Annotated in this window: 18 protein-coding genes and 2 pseudogenes; 12 read left to right on the plus strand and 8 right to left on the minus strand. The window is 60.8% G+C overall.

What is annotated here, in order from left to right:
* From dapA to ACRQ5Q_RS41330, 7 genes are all read left to right on the plus strand, one after another.
* Window positions 1-906 (plus strand): 4-hydroxy-tetrahydrodipicolinate synthase, encoded by a 906-nt coding sequence (gene dapA, locus ACRQ5Q_RS41300; RefSeq protein ID WP_439400055.1) that lies wholly within the window; start codon window positions 1-3, stop codon window positions 904-906.
* On the plus strand, window positions 903-1,796 hold the full coding sequence (locus ACRQ5Q_RS41305) for an IclR family transcriptional regulator (protein ID WP_439400056.1): 894 nt from the start codon (window positions 903-905) through the stop codon (window positions 1,794-1,796). The genes dapA and ACRQ5Q_RS41305 overlap by 4 nt, the downstream gene beginning before the upstream one ends.
* A 7-nt stretch (window positions 1,797-1,803) precedes the next feature.
* Window positions 1,804-2,961: an alpha-hydroxy acid oxidase gene (locus ACRQ5Q_RS41310; RefSeq protein WP_439400057.1), complete on the plus strand. Its 1,158-nt coding sequence runs from the start codon at window positions 1,804-1,806 to the stop codon at window positions 2,959-2,961.
* Window positions 2,962-3,013: 52 nt separating this feature from the next.
* Window positions 3,014-4,555: an L-piperidine-6-carboxylate dehydrogenase gene (gene amaB, locus ACRQ5Q_RS41315; RefSeq protein ID WP_439400508.1), complete on the plus strand. Its 1,542-nt coding sequence runs from the start codon at window positions 3,014-3,016 to the stop codon at window positions 4,553-4,555.
* Window positions 4,556-5,124: 569 nt separating this feature from the next.
* A complete protein-coding gene (locus tag ACRQ5Q_RS41320; protein ID WP_439400058.1) occupies window positions 5,125-5,478 on the plus strand; it encodes a hypothetical protein in 354 nt (117 codons plus the stop codon).
* 361 nt (window positions 5,479-5,839) lie between these two features.
* Complete coding sequence (locus tag ACRQ5Q_RS41325) at window positions 5,840-6,178, plus strand: hypothetical protein (protein WP_439400059.1); 339 nt, start codon at window positions 5,840-5,842, stop codon at window positions 6,176-6,178.
* A 762-nt stretch (window positions 6,179-6,940) separates the two neighbouring features.
* Window positions 6,941-7,189, plus strand: coding sequence for a hypothetical protein (locus ACRQ5Q_RS41330; RefSeq protein WP_439400060.1), 249 nt, complete (start codon window positions 6,941-6,943; stop codon window positions 7,187-7,189).
* Window positions 7,190-7,409: 220 nt separating this feature from the next.
* Here the strand turns inward: ACRQ5Q_RS41330 and ACRQ5Q_RS41335 are convergent, their stop codons facing one another.
* The 4 genes from ACRQ5Q_RS41335 to ACRQ5Q_RS41350 form a co-directional block, all read right to left on the minus strand.
* A complete protein-coding gene (locus ACRQ5Q_RS41335; protein ID WP_439400061.1) occupies window positions 7,410-7,532 on the minus strand; it encodes a hypothetical protein in 123 nt (40 codons plus the stop codon).
* A 713-nt stretch (window positions 7,533-8,245) separates the two neighbouring features.
* A complete protein-coding gene (locus ACRQ5Q_RS41340; RefSeq protein ID WP_439400062.1) occupies window positions 8,246-8,635 on the minus strand; it encodes a sensor histidine kinase in 390 nt (129 codons plus the stop codon).
* A gap of 374 nt (window positions 8,636-9,009) precedes the next feature.
* The gene (locus tag ACRQ5Q_RS41345) at window positions 9,010-9,234 is read right to left on the minus strand and encodes a hypothetical protein (protein ID WP_439400063.1); all 225 of its coding nucleotides are present in this window, start codon (window positions 9,232-9,234) and stop codon (window positions 9,010-9,012) included.
* Between the two features lie 80 nt (window positions 9,235-9,314).
* Entirely contained in the window at window positions 9,315-9,443 is a 129-nt protein-coding gene (locus tag ACRQ5Q_RS41350) for a hypothetical protein (RefSeq protein WP_439400064.1), read from the minus strand.
* Between the two features lie 291 nt (window positions 9,444-9,734).
* Between ACRQ5Q_RS41350 and ACRQ5Q_RS41355 the strand changes: the two are divergent.
* Window positions 9,735-10,021 (plus strand): annotated as a pseudogene (locus tag ACRQ5Q_RS41355) (3'-5' exonuclease); the annotation flags it as partial.
* Between the two features lie 6 nt (window positions 10,022-10,027).
* Here the strand turns inward: ACRQ5Q_RS41355 and ACRQ5Q_RS41360 are convergent.
* Entirely contained in the window at window positions 10,028-10,213 is a 186-nt protein-coding gene (locus ACRQ5Q_RS41360) for a DUF3606 domain-containing protein (RefSeq protein ID WP_439400065.1), read from the minus strand.
* A 117-nt stretch (window positions 10,214-10,330) separates the two neighbouring features.
* Between ACRQ5Q_RS41360 and ACRQ5Q_RS41365 the strand changes: the two are divergent.
* Window positions 10,331-10,465: pseudogene (locus tag ACRQ5Q_RS41365) on the plus strand (DNA ligase); the annotation flags it as partial.
* Window positions 10,466-11,237: 772 nt separating this feature from the next.
* Here ACRQ5Q_RS41365 and ACRQ5Q_RS41370 read toward each other — a convergent pair.
* Window positions 11,238-11,723 carry a hypothetical protein gene (locus ACRQ5Q_RS41370; RefSeq protein ID WP_439400066.1) on the minus strand — a complete coding sequence of 162 codons (486 nt, stop codon included), beginning with the start codon at window positions 11,721-11,723 and terminating at the stop codon, window positions 11,238-11,240.
* A gap of 642 nt (window positions 11,724-12,365) precedes the next feature.
* Here ACRQ5Q_RS41370 and ACRQ5Q_RS41375 point away from each other — a divergent pair.
* Window positions 12,366-12,725, plus strand: a complete 360-nt coding sequence (locus ACRQ5Q_RS41375) for a hypothetical protein (protein WP_439400067.1) — start codon at window positions 12,366-12,368, stop codon at window positions 12,723-12,725.
* A 309-nt stretch (window positions 12,726-13,034) separates the two neighbouring features.
* On the opposite strand, the gene ACRQ5Q_RS41380 is transcribed toward ACRQ5Q_RS41375, so the two are convergent.
* Window positions 13,035-13,748: a CBS domain-containing protein gene (locus ACRQ5Q_RS41380; RefSeq protein ID WP_439400068.1), complete on the minus strand. Its 714-nt coding sequence runs from the start codon at window positions 13,746-13,748 to the stop codon at window positions 13,035-13,037.
* A gap of 635 nt (window positions 13,749-14,383) precedes the next feature.
* Here ACRQ5Q_RS41380 and ACRQ5Q_RS41385 point away from each other — a divergent pair.
* Window positions 14,384-14,722 (plus strand): hypothetical protein, encoded by a 339-nt coding sequence (locus tag ACRQ5Q_RS41385; RefSeq protein ID WP_439400069.1) that lies wholly within the window; start codon window positions 14,384-14,386, stop codon window positions 14,720-14,722.
* Between the two features lie 150 nt (window positions 14,723-14,872).
* Entirely contained in the window at window positions 14,873-15,397 is a 525-nt protein-coding gene (locus tag ACRQ5Q_RS41390) for a hypothetical protein (protein ID WP_439400070.1), read from the plus strand.
* 46 nt (window positions 15,398-15,443) lie between these two features.
* Here ACRQ5Q_RS41390 and ftsH read toward each other — a convergent pair whose 3' ends face one another.
* The gene (gene ftsH / locus ACRQ5Q_RS41395; RefSeq protein WP_439400071.1) at window positions 15,444-17,249 is read right to left on the minus strand and encodes an ATP-dependent zinc metalloprotease FtsH; all 1,806 of its coding nucleotides are present in this window, start codon (window positions 17,247-17,249) and stop codon (window positions 15,444-15,446) included.
* Window positions 17,250-17,410 lie beyond the last annotated feature (161 nt).

Raw genomic sequence — 17,410 nt, forward strand, 5'->3', positions numbered from 1 at the left:
ATGCTCGCTGCTTCCCGACTTCGCGGCCTGTTCCCCGCCATTCCGACCCCGGTCAAGACAGACGACACCGTCGATGCCGCCGCCGTTTCGGCGCTATTCGCCTGGCTCAACAAGCAGGGTATCGACGGCGTGGTGCCGCTCGGCGGCACCGGCGAGTACGGCGCTCTGGCACGTGCCGAGCGCATCAAGATGGCGGGCCTTTCCGTGAAGGCCATGAACGGCAGAGGTCCGGTGATCGCGGGCGTGCTGGACACCGGATTTCACGACGCGCTTGCCGCGGGCAGGGAATTCGCCGCCGTGGGCGTGGACGGCCTCCTGGTTCTCACGCCATATTACACCAACCCGACTCAGCTCGGCATTCGCGACTATTTCCTGCGCTACGCTGACGCCTCGCCGGTGCCTGTCCTGATCTATGAAATCCCCTACCGTACCCGCATCGCAATCGAACCGAAGATCCTGCATGAGCTCTCGCGACATCCCAACATCATCGGGATGAAAGCCTGCAATCTCGACATGTATCATTTCCTCCAAGTGATCGCCGGCGTCGATGACAGCTTTGCGGTGCTGAGCGGGGAAGACAGCCTGTTTCCACTGCATCTGGCGGCCGGCGCGAGGGGCGGCATCATCGTGACCGCGTGCCTGCTGCCGCGCGCCTGGCGGCAAATCTACGAGACGGCGATTGCCGGGCGAACCGCGGAGGCATTGAGTCTGCATCGTCGCCTGATCCCGCTCATGAACATGGCGTTTGCCGAAACCAATCCTGGGCCGATGAAGGCGGTGATGGACATGATTGGCGTCGACGCACCGCGCATGCTGGCACCCCTGGTCCAACCGATGCCGGCGCTGGTATCCGATCTCCGCGCCGAATTCGGCAAGCAGTTGGCGGTTTCCGAGAACGTTGCATGATGGGAGATAGCGACATGGCGCGTGGTGGCCAGGGTGGCTCCGAGAAGTCCGGCAAGGCCAAGAGCCCGGCAAAAGCTCGTGCTGCGACGCGTGTCGCCAAAGGTGCAGAGCCAGGACGCTCGTCCCTGTTCGTCGGCTCGACCGAGAAGGCGTTCCAGGTCCTGCATGCCTTCGATGGACCGCGACGCTTCATGACACTTGCCGATATCGCGCGGGCTGCCGGTCTCGATCGCAGCGCCACGCAGCGCGTGGTCTACACGCTGGAATCGCTCGGCTATCTCAAGCGGATCGAGGGCACGCGCGACTACGGGCTGACGTCGAAAGTGCTGCAGTTCTCCCACAGCTATCTCAAGGCCAATGAGCTCTTCGACAAGGCCTCGCCCTATCTTCTCGATATGAGCCGCAATCTTGGCGAGACCTGCAACCTGCATGAGCTCGACGGCCACGAGGTCGTGTTCGTGGCGCGCTTTCCCGGCCAGCACCTGATCCATATCGACTTCGTGATCGGAAGCCGTCTGCCGGCGTACTTCACGGCTTCCGGCATAGCCATCCTGGCGGCCCTTCCTGGGGCAGAGCAACAGGAGCTCTTGAAGCGTACGCGCCTTGAGCCACTCACTCCTTACACAATTACGGATCCGGATAAGCTCATGAAGCAGGTGCACCTCGCCGCCAAGCGCGGCTATTCGATCCAGACCAACCAAAGCGTCATGGGCGATATTTCCGTTGCGGCTCCGATCATCGACGAGCACGGACGGGCCATCGCCGCGGTCAACATCTCCGTACCCACCACGCGCTGGACCACGGAGCGTGTGGAGGCCGAGCTCGTTCAGCATGTTCACGTCGCCGCGACGTCGATCTCGAAGTCCAAGTTCAAACGCTACGCGGCCTGAAACGCCGATGCCGATGTTCCTCAATGCCAGCGACTATCGCCGCCGCGCGCGACGGTTCCTCCCGCGCGGCTTGTTCGAGTACATTGATCGCGGCTCGGAGGACGAAACGGCATTGACGCGCCTGCGGGCCTCGCTTGACGCCATTACCTTGCTCCCCGCGGTACTGGCGGGACAAGAAAGGCGCGATCTCGACACGGTGCTGTTCAATCGAAGGATCGCCGCGCCCCTCGTTGTCGCGCCAACGGCGCTCGCCGGTCTTGTTTCGCACGATGGAGAGACGAAGCTTGCCCGCGCGGCATCGCGCGTCGGCATCCCCGTCTGCATCTCGACGCAATCGGTGACAACCGTGGAGACAATCCGGCGCGGCGCGCCGGATGCGCTGCTCTGGTTCCAGCTCTATGTTTGGCGCGATCGCGCCCTGACCGCGCGCCTGCTGGAGCGTGCGAGCGCCTGCGGCTGCGACAACCTGCTCGTCACGGTCGATACTCCGGTCTCGCCCAAGCGGGAGTATAATGAACGCAACGGTTTCGGCATTCCCTTCAAGCCGCATCTGCGCAGCATGATCGACGTGGCACTGCATCCAAGCTGGCTGTTCGGAGTTCTCGCGCGCTATCTCATTGGCGAGGGAATGCCGACCTACGGCCACTATCCAGACGCATTTCGCACCGCCATCACGCGCGCGAGCATCGCCGAGGCGGTCCGGCTCGAGCCTCGGCTCAACTGGGACGACATGCGCTGGCTACGCGAGATCTGGAGGGGCAAGCTCACCATCAAGGGCGTGCTTGCGGTGGAGGATGCCGAAAGGGCAGTCGAGATCGGCGCCGACGGCATCGTGGTATCGGCCCATGGCGGGCGCAATCTCGACTGTTTGCCGGTTCCTGCGGACTGCATGCCGGCGATTGTCGGCGCCGTGAAGGGTCGCCTGACGATTCTGGCCGACAGCGGCGTCCGGCGCGGCACCGACGTCCTGAAGTATCTAGCGCTGGGCGCGGAAGCTGTGCTTCTCGGCCGCTTGCCGCTTTGGGGGCTTGCATCCGGGGGAGAGGCGGGCGCCGAAGCCATCCTGCGCATGGTCCTGCGTGAGATGGATACTGCCATGGCTTTCCTGGGAGCGCATTGCGTGCCGGCCTTGCGGGACGGGCGAGCGAGCCGGCAACGCAACTAAGATTGACTCCAACATTTGGAAAACCAACATGTCCATCAAATCCGCACCGCACATGCATGCTGCCAATGCAGATCTTTCCGGCGAAGTCGACAGGCTTCTCGCTGCGCTCGGCGTCAAGCGCTCCGACTACGCGGAGGGCGCCATCGTCGTTCACACGCCGATCACCGGCGGGATTATCGGCCGCGTCGCGGAGATCAGTGCAGCCGAAGCCGCCGACGTGATCGATCAGGCGCACGCGGCCTACCTTGGCTGGCGGCTGATACCGCCACCCAAGCGAGGGGAGCTAGTGCGCCTCTTCGGCGAGGAGCTACGTACCAGCAAGGAGGCTTTGGGCCGACTGGTGTCGATCGAGGTCGGCAAGATCGTTTCTGAAGGCCTCGGCGAGGTTCAGGAGATGATCGACATCTGCGATTTCGCGGTGGGCCTGTCACGGCAGCTCTACGGCCTGACGATCGCGACCGAGCGCGGCGAGCACCGCATGATGGAAAACTGGCATCCGCTTGGCGTCGTGGGCATCATCTCTGCGTTCAATTTTCCGGTCGCGGTGTGGGCCTGGAACGCAGCCCTGGCGCTGGTGTGCGGCAACAGCCTGGTCTGGAAGCCCTCGGAGAAGACGCCGCTGACCGCGCTTGCGACACATGCTCTGTTCGAGCGAGCGCTCAAACGCTTCAATGAGGCTGGCGGAGGCGCGCCGCAGGGACTTGCGGCAGTGCTGTTCGGTGGTCGTGCGATCGGCGAGGTGCTCGTGGACCATGCGAAGGTGCCGCTGGTCTCGGCCACCGGCTCCACAGCGATGGGACGCGCGGTCGGTCCGCGGCTCGCCAGTCGGTTCGCCCGGGCGCTGCTTGAGCTCGGCGGCAACAATGCGGCGATCGTCGCGCCGACGGCCGATCTCGACCTCACGCTGCGTGGCGTTGCCTTTGCCGCGATGGGAACGGCGGGACAGCGCTGCACCACGTTGCGGCGCCTGTTCGTCCACGAGAGCGTCTACGACAGCTTTGTGCCGCGGCTGAAACAGGCCTATGCCTCCGTCACCGTCGGCTCTCCGCTGGAAGGCGGTAACCTGGTAGGTCCGCTGATCGATGGCGCGGCCTATCGCGCGATGCAGAGTGCGCTCGAGGCTGCGACCGCTGCCGGAGGGCAGGTTCAGGGAGGCGAGCGGGTTGCCATCGAAGGCATGGCTGATGCCTACTATGTCCGCCCGGCGCTGGTCGAGATCCCGGCACAGACCGGACCGGTAGAGCACGAGACTTTTGCGCCAATCCTCTACGTGATGAAATATGATGATTTCGATTCCGTGCTTGAGCTGCACAATGCCGTTCCGCAAGGGTTGTCGTCATCGATCTTCACCAACGACCTACGCGAAGCGGAAACCTTCTTGTCGGCCCGCGGCTCCGACTGCGGCATTGTCAACGTCAATATCGGCCCATCCGGGGCGGAGATTGGTGGCGCCTTCGGCGGTGAGAAGGAGACCGGCGGCGGGCGCGAGTCCGGATCCGACGCGTGGAAAACGTATATGCGGCGTGTCACCAACACCATCAATTACGGTCGTACGCTCCCGCTGGCGCAAGGCGTCAAGTTCGACGTGGCCTGACCAATTGCGCCCGGGAAAGTCTCGTTCGATGGGATAGAACTTTGAGTCCGCGGCGAAGGAGCCGCTTCAGTCAATGGAAGCTGCGGAGCTGATTGAGACGGTTGACGTGCTAAGGCCATACGTGGAATCCCTCTAGCTCAGTAAGTAACCAGACGGGCTTTTCGCAACAACGATCTTGATGCAAACTCAACTTCGGATATTCCATAATGAAGGTTATGCGAATCGTTCGTGTAGACGCTCATTAGAAAGGTCACATCCTCCCCATTAGAGATGTCACGCTCGGACTTGTCTAAATCATCGGGCCTGGGGGTTTTGAGTGATGACGGTGCTGTCGATGAGCCGGGCTGAGATCGACGGGTGTATGTGTTGCGGGATGTCGTGGCGGAACGGATTACAGTGCGAGAGGCGCAACTGCTTCAGGTAACATCGCGACAGGCGTTCCTGCTGCTGAAGGCCTATCGGATCGGAGCTCCTGCGGCACTGCTGTCGAAGAAGCGCGGCAAGCCGAGCAATCGAGCCTATCCGGCGATCGTACGGAGCGAGGCACTGGCGCTGATCAAGCTCACTACGTGGATTTTGGTCCGACGCTTGCTGCAGAGAAGCTGGCGGAGCGGCATGGTTTGCATCTCGGCGTTGAGACGGTGCGGCGCTGGATGCTGATGGACGGGATTTGGAAGGACCGCCGCCAACGGTTGAAGCCGGTGCACCAGCCGCGGCATCGCCGCGATTGCGTTGGTGAGTTGGTCCAGATCGACGGCTCCGAACACTGGTGGTTTGAGAACCGCGGCCCGCAATGCACCCTGCTCGTCTTTATCGACGACGCCACCAGCCGATTGATGCATCTGCAATTTGTCCAGACTAAATCGACAAGCACGCAACGTTCCGGGTTAGCAAGGTCGGCGCGACCGGCGGCGACCGGATGACGCAGTTCGGTCGCGCGCGGCACGAGCAACTTCCCAATTTGACGAATACGGGCAAATTGGTTTCGCGCGGTTCGGCGTGCTCCAACTGTTCATCAGGAGTTCAGGCCCGCGCTGTTAACCGTTCCTTTGGAGCGAATTCCCGGCAGTCTGGGAAAGTTGGGAGGCCTGGAGTTCCCTAGGGACAGGCATATTCATCACGACGCAGATCCGGAGCTCCAGCTTGCCAGGCATGGGGTCGGCCTTCTTGGCATCCTTCCACAAGCGAGGGGTGCTCAGCGTTGGTCAGTCACTTGAACTCCCGTTCATGAACCTAACGAGGTTTCTCAGCGTTTAGTAAGAACCCAAAAAGAAGGAGATACAAATGCGTAGCGCAATCCTGGGAGCAGCGAGTGCACTCGCTCTTGCCTCCCCCGCAATAGCCGCCGATATGCCCGTGACGCCTTACAGCGAACACTATTCGCGCGCGTACGAATATCGCGCTCCGCCCGCCGTTGTTGTCGAAGAACCAGCTCCGGTGGTTTCCGAAACCGTGGTGGTTCGCCGCCCTGTGATTGTGGCGCCGCCGCCCGCGGTTGTCGTTGAAGAGTACCCGGTCTACGCGGCACCGCGCATGTATGCCGCACCGCATGCGTATGCATACGCAGGTCCGCATTGGCGCGGCGGTTGGGGCCATCGGCGCCACTTCTACGAGCACTGGTGACACGCGCTCTATCGCGCCGCAAACTCTTCGCAGGCTGGTTCCACGCTGCCCAAAATTCGTGTTCTTTAGTGCAGGTTAACAGCCGGCGGCGCTCGAGGCGTGAACCCAACCCTCAGTCAGCGTATGCTCGTTTGACGCCCGCAAAAGGGAGCTCCCCTGCCCGCCCGCGGCTGTGCGAAAAGATCCCAGCTCTTTCGAAGCTGCGATCTTTTTTTTCGTCAAGCTTGGACTAGCCCTGCCTCCGGCGCCCTCTTCGATTCATTCATTGGGTAACCGGACCTATTCCGCGCCACCACCGGAGCGTCCGGATCGCTGTAGTCCACGCCCTAACGCGGTTAGTACTCGTTACGCAATTGGCGGCAGGCGCTACTCGCCTCCGAAAATTAGAAATGACCTGGGCACGGCTTGGCAGCCTCTGCTGATGCAAACCTTCTGCCTCATCGGTAAGTGGGCGAGTCAAGAGGCAATGGTCGCCGCTGGCCCCGCAATGATCAAGACACTCGACAGCTTCCGTAGTCTGCTCGAGCATCAATGTGACGGTCGCGCGTGACGCCGGCATCCTCCGCCCCTTTCGCTCGCCCGCCGATTACCCGTGCAAGTTGATCAGTTTGCCACCAGCTCCGTCGCTTGAGAGCTCGAAGTCATCTGAGGTGTACTGACCGAGCAGCCCGATATTGGCGGTATGGACACCATCGGTGACGCTCAGCGTCCCGTGACATCCTGGCGCTCGGCGGCGAGGATCAGCGCCAGCTGCCCCTGGAGATGCGCAAGACCAACCTCGCCCGGCTGCTGCGCGGCCGCCCTGACGGCATGTTCATCGGGCCGTTCGAGAGAGGTGCGATCCGACCCAACCTGTTTCGCGCGGCCCGCGACCTCCGCCTCGAGGGCATCATCTCCAAGCGCCGGGATCGCCGCTACCTCGTCGGCCGCACGCGCGAATGGCTCGAGGCCAAGAACCGCACTCATCCAGCCATGAGCCAGCGAGTTCCAAGCCGTGTGCTCATAGATTGAAGGTCGAGCGTGCCCGGTTCAGCCACGCGAAGTTGAGCTGGCTCAAGATGAACCGCGCCAGGGGGGTGTAGAGTTGGTTTTGTACCGAGCGGCATGAGCTCGCGCTCCAGTGCCGTTGCGGTTGCGGCGTCCCGGACTCCTAGGCACTCCGGGCTCCGCCCCCCATGCTGCTTTGCGATGCTGCCTCTTGCGGCGCTTATGGCCGCGAAAAGAGTGCTCGCTAGTCGCTGACCTGAATCGGAGCGGCGGAGTCCAGCAGCTTCAGCGCGGTCTCGATTTTGGCGAGGAGCGTCTCGATTTCCTGGCGCTCGTTGGGTCCCGGATCGCTCTCGAGCCGCTCCATTAGCTGCTGCTTCTGCGCGAGCAGTTTGCGACCGCCGGCATTGCCTCCTCCTCGGGTTCATGACTGCCCGCACCATGAGATGGTGCGCTGACACATAAGCGCCAGTGGCGCGTCCGCGCTTAGAAGATCCCGAGCAGTGCGAACACCGCGACCTCGCCCAGGAAGGCGATGGTCATGACTGCGACCGTGAGAACCATGTCGCCTATCGGCATAGGTGGACATTGCTGCTGCCCCGCGTTGCAGCCCCTGTCCTGAATTCATGAAGGAAGGAGTTTCGGTTCCTCGGCACGGCCAGCGGGTATAGCGTCCGCGCGGGCAGGACGTTCGGTCCGGGCGCTGGATGCGATTCCTTGAACTGTCCGTTTGGTGTGTGACCGCAGCCGGTCTGATCGCGGTGGTCGCCGTCATAACGCTCCTCTGAAGCAGCACAGCCTTTCAATCTAGGCGGGCGTTGAGCCCGTGTTCAGAAGCTGGGAAATGGCCGTGACGAGTTGCCCCGCGCGTACGGCTTTTCGGCGGGGACGCTGTTCGGAACCCCTTTGCGACTTCCAATTCTGCGAGTGGCCCACCGGAAAATCGGGATTGATCTCCCCGACCCTTATGGCGAACGCCCAACCGTTGAGCTCCGCGCCGATGCCGATGTCGGTTTAGTAGAGCACGGTAGCTCTGGCGACCCTCGTCGAGCGCCTGCGTGGATCGGAAGACGCCCGCAATTAGCGGGGCTTTGCCCGAACACGGACCCGCAGGCCGGGGTCGAGCCGTTCATAGGTGATCTCCCCCTCGAGCTGTTGCGTGAGAAGCTGGACGATACGCGAGCCAAGCCCTCGCGGTTCGCCAGGACCCGAAAGCCCGACTCCATTGTCGGAGACCAAGAGTTCGATGCCGTCGGCTTTCGAGAGTTCGACGACGACGTGACCCGCAGTCTCGTTCGGAAAAGCGTACTTGAGGGCGTTGGTGACCAGCTCATTGGCGATGATGCCAATCGCCAAGGCGTGATTGTGCGGCAAGGAGAAGTCGGCACAAATCACCTTGAAGGCCACAGGTCCGGATGGCGCCAGAGACTGGAAGACCTTCTCGACAACATCGTTCAGGAAGTACCGCATGTTGACCGAGCGGGAGTCCTGCTTGACCGTAGACCTCCGCCATGACCTGCAGCCTCCGGGCGGTGGCCTCCAGCGCGGCCGCGAGTTCGGGGCTGGCGTGCCGCGCCTCCAGCCGGATCATGCCCCCGAGAATCGCAAGATTGTTCTTGGTCCGGTGCGCCAACACGCGCACCCTGCCGCCGCCCAGCAGTTCGTGCGTGGCAATCTCGTCCTCGGCTTCGACGACTGTCAGTTCGGTTTCTGGTTTCCAGTCGAGCGTCCGGTCGAGATCGCCCGGGAAGATCTGCCAGCGCCGTCCTCGAGCTCGACGACGTGGCTCTCGGAGTGGGAGCGGATCTTCATCAGGCGCTCCCTGGCATTCAGTCCAGCGCTCGTTACTTCTGTCCCGAGGGCGCCTGGGCATTGGAATCGTTCGGGTTCTTTTGCTTGTTGGCCTCATGATGTCCAATCGCGCATCCCGCTGCGGCGCCAAGCTTACCATGACCCGCCATGTGGCCGGCGACGCCGCCGACGATGGCGCCCTTGATGCAGCCTTTCGCTTCCGCGGGCGAGACCGAGGCAAGAGCAAGCAGGCACACGGCGGCAAGAATCAGCTTCATGGTTGTCCTCCACTCTCCGGTAATTCCTAATCAAGTCGCGCGACGGGCATGCGTTCCGAGGAACCAACCAGAGAGCCCACTCACGCCGCGTCAGAGACCTGCGGGAGAGCCGCATGGCCGAGCCGGCTCTGTTCCTCGCTGCCGCACTTCGGACATTTGAAAGTTATCTCGCGCTGGCCGAAGGTGTCCTTCCCCGAACTGACGGCCATCGGCCACGCTCCGCACCTCGGACACTTGACCAGCAGATCGTTTGTTTCCAGCATCGTGTCGGCTCCTCAACTTGCGCCCCATTTCGGCCAACGAGGCGATGTTGCAGCCGTTCCCCGCAGCGCGCGCAGGACTGCCATCGCCTCAGACAGACTGCATCCGCCCGGAGCACAATTTGTCCGCTGCCTCTGGAGGGGCCTTCCACCACCCGCAGGCGGAGCGAACCCGGCGGATTCATTCGAAAAGCCCGTGAACCGCTTGAAATTCGGATAACCTCGTGGAGACTTTGTGTGCTGCCGACGACGGGCTCGCCGGCACTGGCGCTCCTGCTCGAGACCGCCCGCAAGCCGACGATGCGGATCTGGGCGGAGCAGACCGCGTTCGAGCTCAAGGACTCGCTGAAGCGAAGGGGCTATCCTTGGAACGACGGAAGCGACGGGAGACCAAGTCCTGGTTCATAGACGTCGACGAGAGCGGCCTGGACGACGAGATCACGTTTCTGCGGACCGAGATCTACATGCAGGACGTCGAGGCCGTTCAGAGGCTGACCGCATTCACACGGTTCTCCGGCCGGATCTGAGGCGGCCTAACGGCCGAGACGCTTCTCTACCCGCTTGCGGCTGTTGCCGACCTTCTTGACGGCCTTCTTCACGGCCGATGCGGAGCGGCCGGTCTTCTTCGCTTCGTAGCGGACTTCGTAGTCCTGTCCCTTGGCGACGCGTGCCCGGTCCTGCTTGGGTCCACGCGCGGTCTTCTTCTTCGCTGCCGCCATCGGCTCCTCCTCTTGCGAACTGATGGCGATCCAACGCCGCAAGGATTCGCGGGTTCCGGAAAGGAATCCTGCGGTCCCGACTTTGAGTCCACCGGTTGTAGCGTTGGAGTTCATTGCGTGGCGTCTGAGCGACGTAAACCGGCGGCGGTCGGCGCAAGGCGCCGTTCCCCGGCTTCGTAGAACCGGCCTTGGCATCACCGATCGAGAAGGTGCCGTCCGGCGCGATGGATTCACGAAATCAAGTTCGACGGCTAACGCGTGCAGGTGCATCTGGCGAACGAAGCCGTGAAGGCGACGGCTTCATCGAGAACGTCCGCTACAAGAGCCTCACCCGGCCGGGCTGGCTCTTGTCGCTCTCCGGATGGCGGGACGAGAAATCCGTTGTGCGGTGGCGGACCGCGCAGCGGCATCATATCGCTCTTCTTGAGCTCCGCCTTCCGTTGGATAAGAGGAAGCTTCCGCGGGTCACGGCCGTTCAGGTACGCGCAATTGCGCGAAATCCGCCGGCCTAGGGGAAGGGAGTCCCACTCTCTCCGCCAGTGGCATCGTTGGCACCGCTATAGAACGCAGCGACCTTCGAAGGGGGAGCCCATTCACCGTCTGACTATACGATCTCCTCCTTGGTGAGCCTGCAATGAATTTGCTAAACGTTGCGGGTGGGGTGCCTCTCAAGGGTGCCACACAAAAACAGACCGCCGGGCCGAAAAAAACTAATAAACTCAACCCTCCATGGGATTGTTGCAACAGTTCAATCCTGTCTGGCATCTTCCGAGAAAGCGATGGCCCACCGCTCCGCGGCCGAGCTCCATGTGCCTGCCGTCGTATCACGGAGGCAGCTCACCCGGCGACGCTCCTGTTGCAGAGCCCTTATCAGTGTAGACGGAGATAGATTCGCTGCCGCAGGTGGATTTAGTGCTGCCACCCGGCTGTCTGCGGAGCTGACAAGTCATCCAAAACTCTTAGAAAGGCTGCCTTGGAACTAGAGAAGGCCGCCAAATTCTAGCGACCTTCCAAGACAACCTTATTACTCAAAGAACTCCAAGTCCCAGCGGTTCAAGCCAGTCTGCTTGACCGTCAGATTGAGTGTCTTTCCAGAAAGCTGAGCGAACGGGCCAGAAGCGAACTTGACTGCTGCCTTGCCTGTTCCTTCGAACGAGCCAGGCTTACCATCCTTCATGTTGAAGATCGTAACACCTTCCAGGGCCTGGGTGACGACAAGCCCACCCTGCCCGCGATGAACTCCGCCGGCTAGCAAGTACTTCCCTTTCGGACCATCGAACTCGGTGACATTTACTGCGGTGTAGATGGCCCCCTTAAGAAGGCCGTCCATGCCGACACAGGTGAACTGATTAGCTACAACCGTATGTCCGTCGCGATCGCCTACCGGTTCAGGAGTGGCGGTCCCGATGGTATTACATGCATACCGACCCACAGGATCAGCAGCTGCGGATCCCGCAAGACTGATCAACGCAAATATGGAGTAAAGGAGGGGTGCACTCCGCATGCTCATGAGCTTCTCTCCCCGATTTGAGGTTTAGCTGAAGATTATCGACGCAAGTGTCCCCTGGCCCGCGGTGGGTGCGTTGACGCAAATCAACAATCGCGACCCGAAGTTGTGGCCCTCCACGTCGTTTGCTCAGCCCGTCCACATTGGATGCGCGCGCCGTCGAGTGAAGCGAAAGGCGTGCAGCCGCCGTTGCCGGACGATGTACTTATGACCGTGATGCGCGGGTAGAGCCGGAAGATCGGGCGGTGGGAAGAATTCAACACGAGGGGCTGGCAGTTGGCCTTACGAGCGGCGAGCCGGCTTTGGCAGCGCGTCCGCGCTGACCACAACTTAATTCCGGACCATGTTCAGGGCGAGTAAGCAAGGTTCTCGCGCGATCGGAATTTGCTGCAGGCGCGCCTTGGATCTTTTCGACCTAACGCTCCGGGGCAGCGCGCCCGGGAAATTTGTTTGACTCAGCGCAAAGGGTAGCCTTGCGGCCCCTGTTATCTGAATTGCCAATCGATAGGAGCGGGTTGGATGACGCTACGAAATTGGTGCGCGGTCCTTGCAATCTGGTCGGGCGCGGCCACAGCCGCGATTGCCCAATCGGACTTTCAGCCATCCCCAAATGTTAGGCAATATGCTCCTCGATTGGTCGAGATCATGAGCGCGGCACAGCTCCAGCACTTAAAATTGTGGTTTGCCGGGAGAGCAAAGAACTGGGATCTCGCGGCTTATGAGTTGCGCCAGCTGACCGACAGTCTGGCCGAAGCTGCCGTATTCTATCCAGGCATTCCAGTGAGCAACATCACCACGATGAAGGAACCGCTGCTCGCAATCGCAGATGCGGTCCAAGTGGGAGATGAGCGCAAGTTCGCCGCCTCCGTGCGTGCACTAACCGACGGCTGCAATACCTGCCACACCTCGCTCGAGCGCAGTTTCATCTTCATCCGGGTGCCGACCGACCAGCAGCCACCCGCCAATCAAGTTTTTGCGCCGATCGGAGGAACTCAGAAGAAGTGACCCACTGAAGCAACGCGCTAGAGCGGGAAACGATAAGACGCGGCCCGCCGATGAGGCTGTTGATCAACCAAGGGATGACAGTTGCTCGTATGCCATCGGCGTCGAGCTCCTTTGGTTGAGATTTGAAGCAAGAATCACAGCGCTGGCGAAAGACCTTCGATTTCATTCCCCGCGCCGCCCGCAATCCGCCCCCAGAGTTCCCGTCACTGGAGCCACTCCTGGCGACCTGCTCGAAGCGTTGACCGGTCGCCGACAACACTGGCAATTATCAACCACCTCAGAAAACCGGCCATCAAACCCTGTGCTTTTCTAGGTTTTCAGACAAGTATAGCCTTCATTTTCAATTGAAGGCTGAGGCGCGATGCCCAAATGATCCGAGACAGACTCGATTCCTGGCGTCGCCTCGGCCGCAACGCGAACGGCGGTCTTCTCAACCGCACTGTAGACAAATCCCCAGAGATCGGCGCGGCGATTCTCAACGATGATATTGAAGGGCCTACCCGCCCACGGCTGGTTCTTGATGCTGTCGACGATCCGTTGATGCAACATGCGATCGCTCTCAGCCCAATTCGCATTGTTGGTATCTCGGGCCAAGACTTGCAACAGGTTCGCACGACTGACGATACCGACCACCAATCTGTCCTGAACGATCGGAACCCGCTTGATGCTGTGTTTCTCCATCAGGTTCACGATTTCCCGCAACGGTGTTTCCGGCTGCGCCGTTATTACCTCCCGCGTCATCACATCGCTAACTCGCTTGGCATGCGACTTGACGAACTCCTTCGCCAAGGCGTCGCTTGACGTGAATGCCTCGCTCCCTAGGGGGGAGCAGGGTCGTTCGGTGCCGATCTCGACGCGTCGGATCAAATCGCCTTCTGAGACGATGCCGACCAGCTTGGCGTGGATATCGATGACCGGGAGCGCGCTGACGCAGTTGCTGACCATCGCATTGGCCGCGATTTGAACTGGGATATCGGGGCCAACCGAGATAATCCCACGAACCATCACGTCTCGGGCTTGCATATCCGGCTCCCTTGGGGGCGAAAGAAACTACCGCGTGCCGTCGCATGATGCACCGGCGCATCATAGTAGAGCCCGCCAAAATCCGTCCGGGCTTGATCGAAATCAACTCAGGAGCGTCGTCATCATTGTTGCGGGAAGCATCTGGTCGAGCCGCTATATCTTTGGACGCAACATCGCGTCACGGTATGACAGCTACAAAATCCGCTTCGGGCGTTCGCTCCTGGAGATTTTGGTGGCTGCGGATATCGTGGAAGACGATCGCCAGACTGCACCATCCGTCCAGCCATCTTGGGTGCCACCTTAAAAGTCCGACCGTCGACCATCTGGAGGACGCGCACGGATCGGCTAGCAAGGTCATGAGTCGGGTGATCCATTTTCATCGTCGCTCTGCACGACAGCAATCTCATTGCTTTCAGCGGACCGCACGTTGGCGGGATGCTGGTTCATGCCGGTCTTTGGGCGGCAAAGCGTCTCCGCGCCGGCCACTAGCTTCCTCGCCCAAAGCAGTTCAGGACCATCACTTTTCGTGACTGCAGTCGCTCCACTACCATGACACCTTTTAAGCGGGGCGGAGCCGCCATCTTCACCGTACCATCTTTGAGTGGTATCATTTAACGGCTCTAGAGATTAGCGTCATGTATCGGTATGTTGCGCGAGCGAATGTCGACCGTTACCTCGCGCTGTTGAATGGCAGCGAGCTAGCGCCTCACAGCCGAACCGCGATCACTAAGATGCTGATCTCGGAAGAAGACAAGCTCAGTCACGATCTGGAGCATCTCGACTTCGCCGAACGTAGAGCTGTGGAGGGACGCAGACGCTTGAACCATGTCAAGAACCTGCGTGAGAGCTTCGCATTCGGGACGGAGGAGCGCCAACAAGCGGACAAGCTGCTGGTTAACATCGAAAATCTTCAGACCCTTCTGGAGGACCTCTGTCATCGCCTGCGCGATAAAATAAAATCGGGCGGCCTTTAGTGCTCCTCATTCCTGTCTTTGCGCTCGGCCTACTGAAACATTCAGCGCGCCGTTGACGGCACCGCGCTTGGCGTCACCATTTCCTCTGCTTGATCGGCATCAACATCGTATCCAGGCGACGTCCTATGCTGAGAAATAGGAGGCATCGCCATGATCGGAATTACGTTGACCGCAGATCAGATTTGCAATGCACCCATTGAGGTACGACGGTGGATTGAACATGAGGTCATTGCCGACCTCCGCCTGGCGCCGCGAGCTCCCGCTTCGTCGCCTCAACGCTCCGCCCATCCAGCTATCTGCAGTGAGGACGAAATCGCAGCGATATTCGGCCAATTGCGAGGAATGCCTGTCGCGCTCAGCGTCCTATTCGAGTTCAGGCAGCCGGGCATCGCCTTTGGAAACCCACCCCTCAAGAGCTTCCGGCTGATGGATGTCCTGCACAACGCCAAGCTAGAGAGCATCGAGCAGGTGATGACCGGCCTCGATGCCATCAACGCCGCCCTTGCTGAACTGCGCGGTGATCCAGGCGCTCGCTTTTGTGACTTCGACAACGAAGGTCACTGTTTCCTAACTATCGAAACGCAAGCGAGCATCGCAAGGCTGTGGCACGACATCGTCGTTCGTCAGGAGGCGCCAGCGAACCGTCGGGAACCGCTAGTGCGCCCCGCGGGCTGAACTCAAGCTACTCCGAACTCGGCTCAAGGGCCGATTCACGCGGCAATCATGCGGCGACCGGCTCTCTTTCCTTGCTGCACGTGCCGCGCAGCGGAGCAAACTGGTCCGACGTTACCGTTTCATTTGCGATGAGCAGTTCGACACCGGCTTCGAGCTCGGTGCGTTGTCGTTTTAGGATTTCCCTGGCGCGACGATCGCCCTCCTCGATCAAGTTACGCACGGCGAGATCGATCTCGCGGCCTGTCTCTTCCGCGGCCGCAAGGACCGCATCCTGCGCCGCAGCGAGGAAGGCTTGCGGCTTGGGGGCGTAGGTGCGCTGCCCCACTGTCTCATCCATGCCGTACTTGGTCACCATCTCCATCGCGACTTCGGTCGCACGTTGAAGATCATCGGCCGCGCCGGTCGAAATGGAACCTTCGAAGATCATGCGCTCCGACGCGCGCCCTCCCATCAGCACAGCAATGCGGTTCTTTAGCTCCTCAACGGTAAGTAAGAACCTGTCCTCGGTCGGGCGCTGGATTGTGTACCCCAGTGCACCGATCCCGCGCGGAATGATCGATACCTTCTGTACAGGGTCGACGCCGGGCAGGCTCGCCGCAACGAGGGCGTGGCCCATCTCGTGATAGGCAACCCTGCGCCTTTCGTCCTTGTTGAGCACCCTGCTCTTCTTCTCGATCCCGGCCACGATCCGTTCGATGGCCGCAACAAAATCGGTGAACGTGACCTCCGTGCCGCACCGTCTCGTGGCAGAGATCGCGGCCTCGTTGATGAGATTTGCGAGGTCAGCACCCGTGAACCCGGTCGTAAGACCCGCCACCTTGTCCAGGTCGACATCCTTGCCCATACAGATCTTGCGGACGTGCACCTTGAGAATGGCAACGCGCCCGACCTTGTCAGGACGGTCAACGAGAACCTGTCGATCGAACCTCCCCGCCCGCAGCAGCGCGGGATCCAGAATCTCGGGACGGTTGGTCGCAGCCAGCAAAATGACGCCGACGCTCGGGTCGAAACCGTCGAGCTCGGACAACAGCTGATTGAGGGTCTGCTCCTTCTCGTCGTGGCTCCCGAACGACATCGGCCCGCGGCTGCGTCCCAGCGCGTCGAGTTCGTCGACGAAAATGATGCAAGGTGCCGCTTTACGGGCCTGCTCAAACAAGTCCCGAACGCGCGCAGCACCAACCCCAACAAACATCTCGACGAACTCCGAGCCCGAGATCGAGAAGAATGGCACTCCGGCCTCGCCCGCCACGGCGCGGGCAAGCAGGGTCTTCCCCGTCCCCGGCGGGCCCACCAACAAAATCCCCTTCGGCACATGCGCTCCCAACCGGCCGTAGCCACCGGGATCTTTAAGGAACGAAACCACTTCCTGGAGCTCGAACTTCGCCTCCTCCACGCCGGCCACGTCCGCGAAGGTGACCTTGATATCCTTCTCGACATAGACCTTTGCCCGGGATTTTCCGATGGCCATCAGCCCACCGAATCCCTGACGGCCGGCCACACTGCGACCTATCCAAAGCCAGATCACAAAGAAGACGACGACCGGGAATATCCAAGACAGCAATGTCTGCAGTGCGCCATTTCCGGGAACGCCAGTAACGCTCACGCCTTTGGCTGCGAGCCTTTCGCCCAATGCCATGTCGACCCGCGCTGTAACGAACGCGGATTTTCCACTGGGAAGAGGTTCTTTCAATCTTCCAGTTATCGTATCGGGTCCCACGGAGACTTCGGCGACCTTATCTTGCGCGAGTAACTGCTCGAACTGGCTGTAGGCAATGGTTTCGATTGAATTGTACGCCGACAGAATGAACTGCACGATCACGAGCAGCATGCCGCCCGCGAAAATGATGCCCATCGCTATAGCCTGCTTTCGCGACACTTGATCGGGCCCCAATTGCTCCTCCCATTGACGCCGGCTGTGATATGAATGGTAACCCTGGACGGCGCACTTCGCTTGATTCAGGTCAACATCGCCAGCCGCCAACGATCGCTTAATTACTTTAGCGCAATCGCACA

Origin of the sequence: Bradyrhizobium sp. PMVTL-01, assembly GCF_051861855.1 — a bacterium.
In the GTDB taxonomy this organism is placed as follows: domain Bacteria; phylum Pseudomonadota; class Alphaproteobacteria; order Rhizobiales; family Xanthobacteraceae; genus Bradyrhizobium.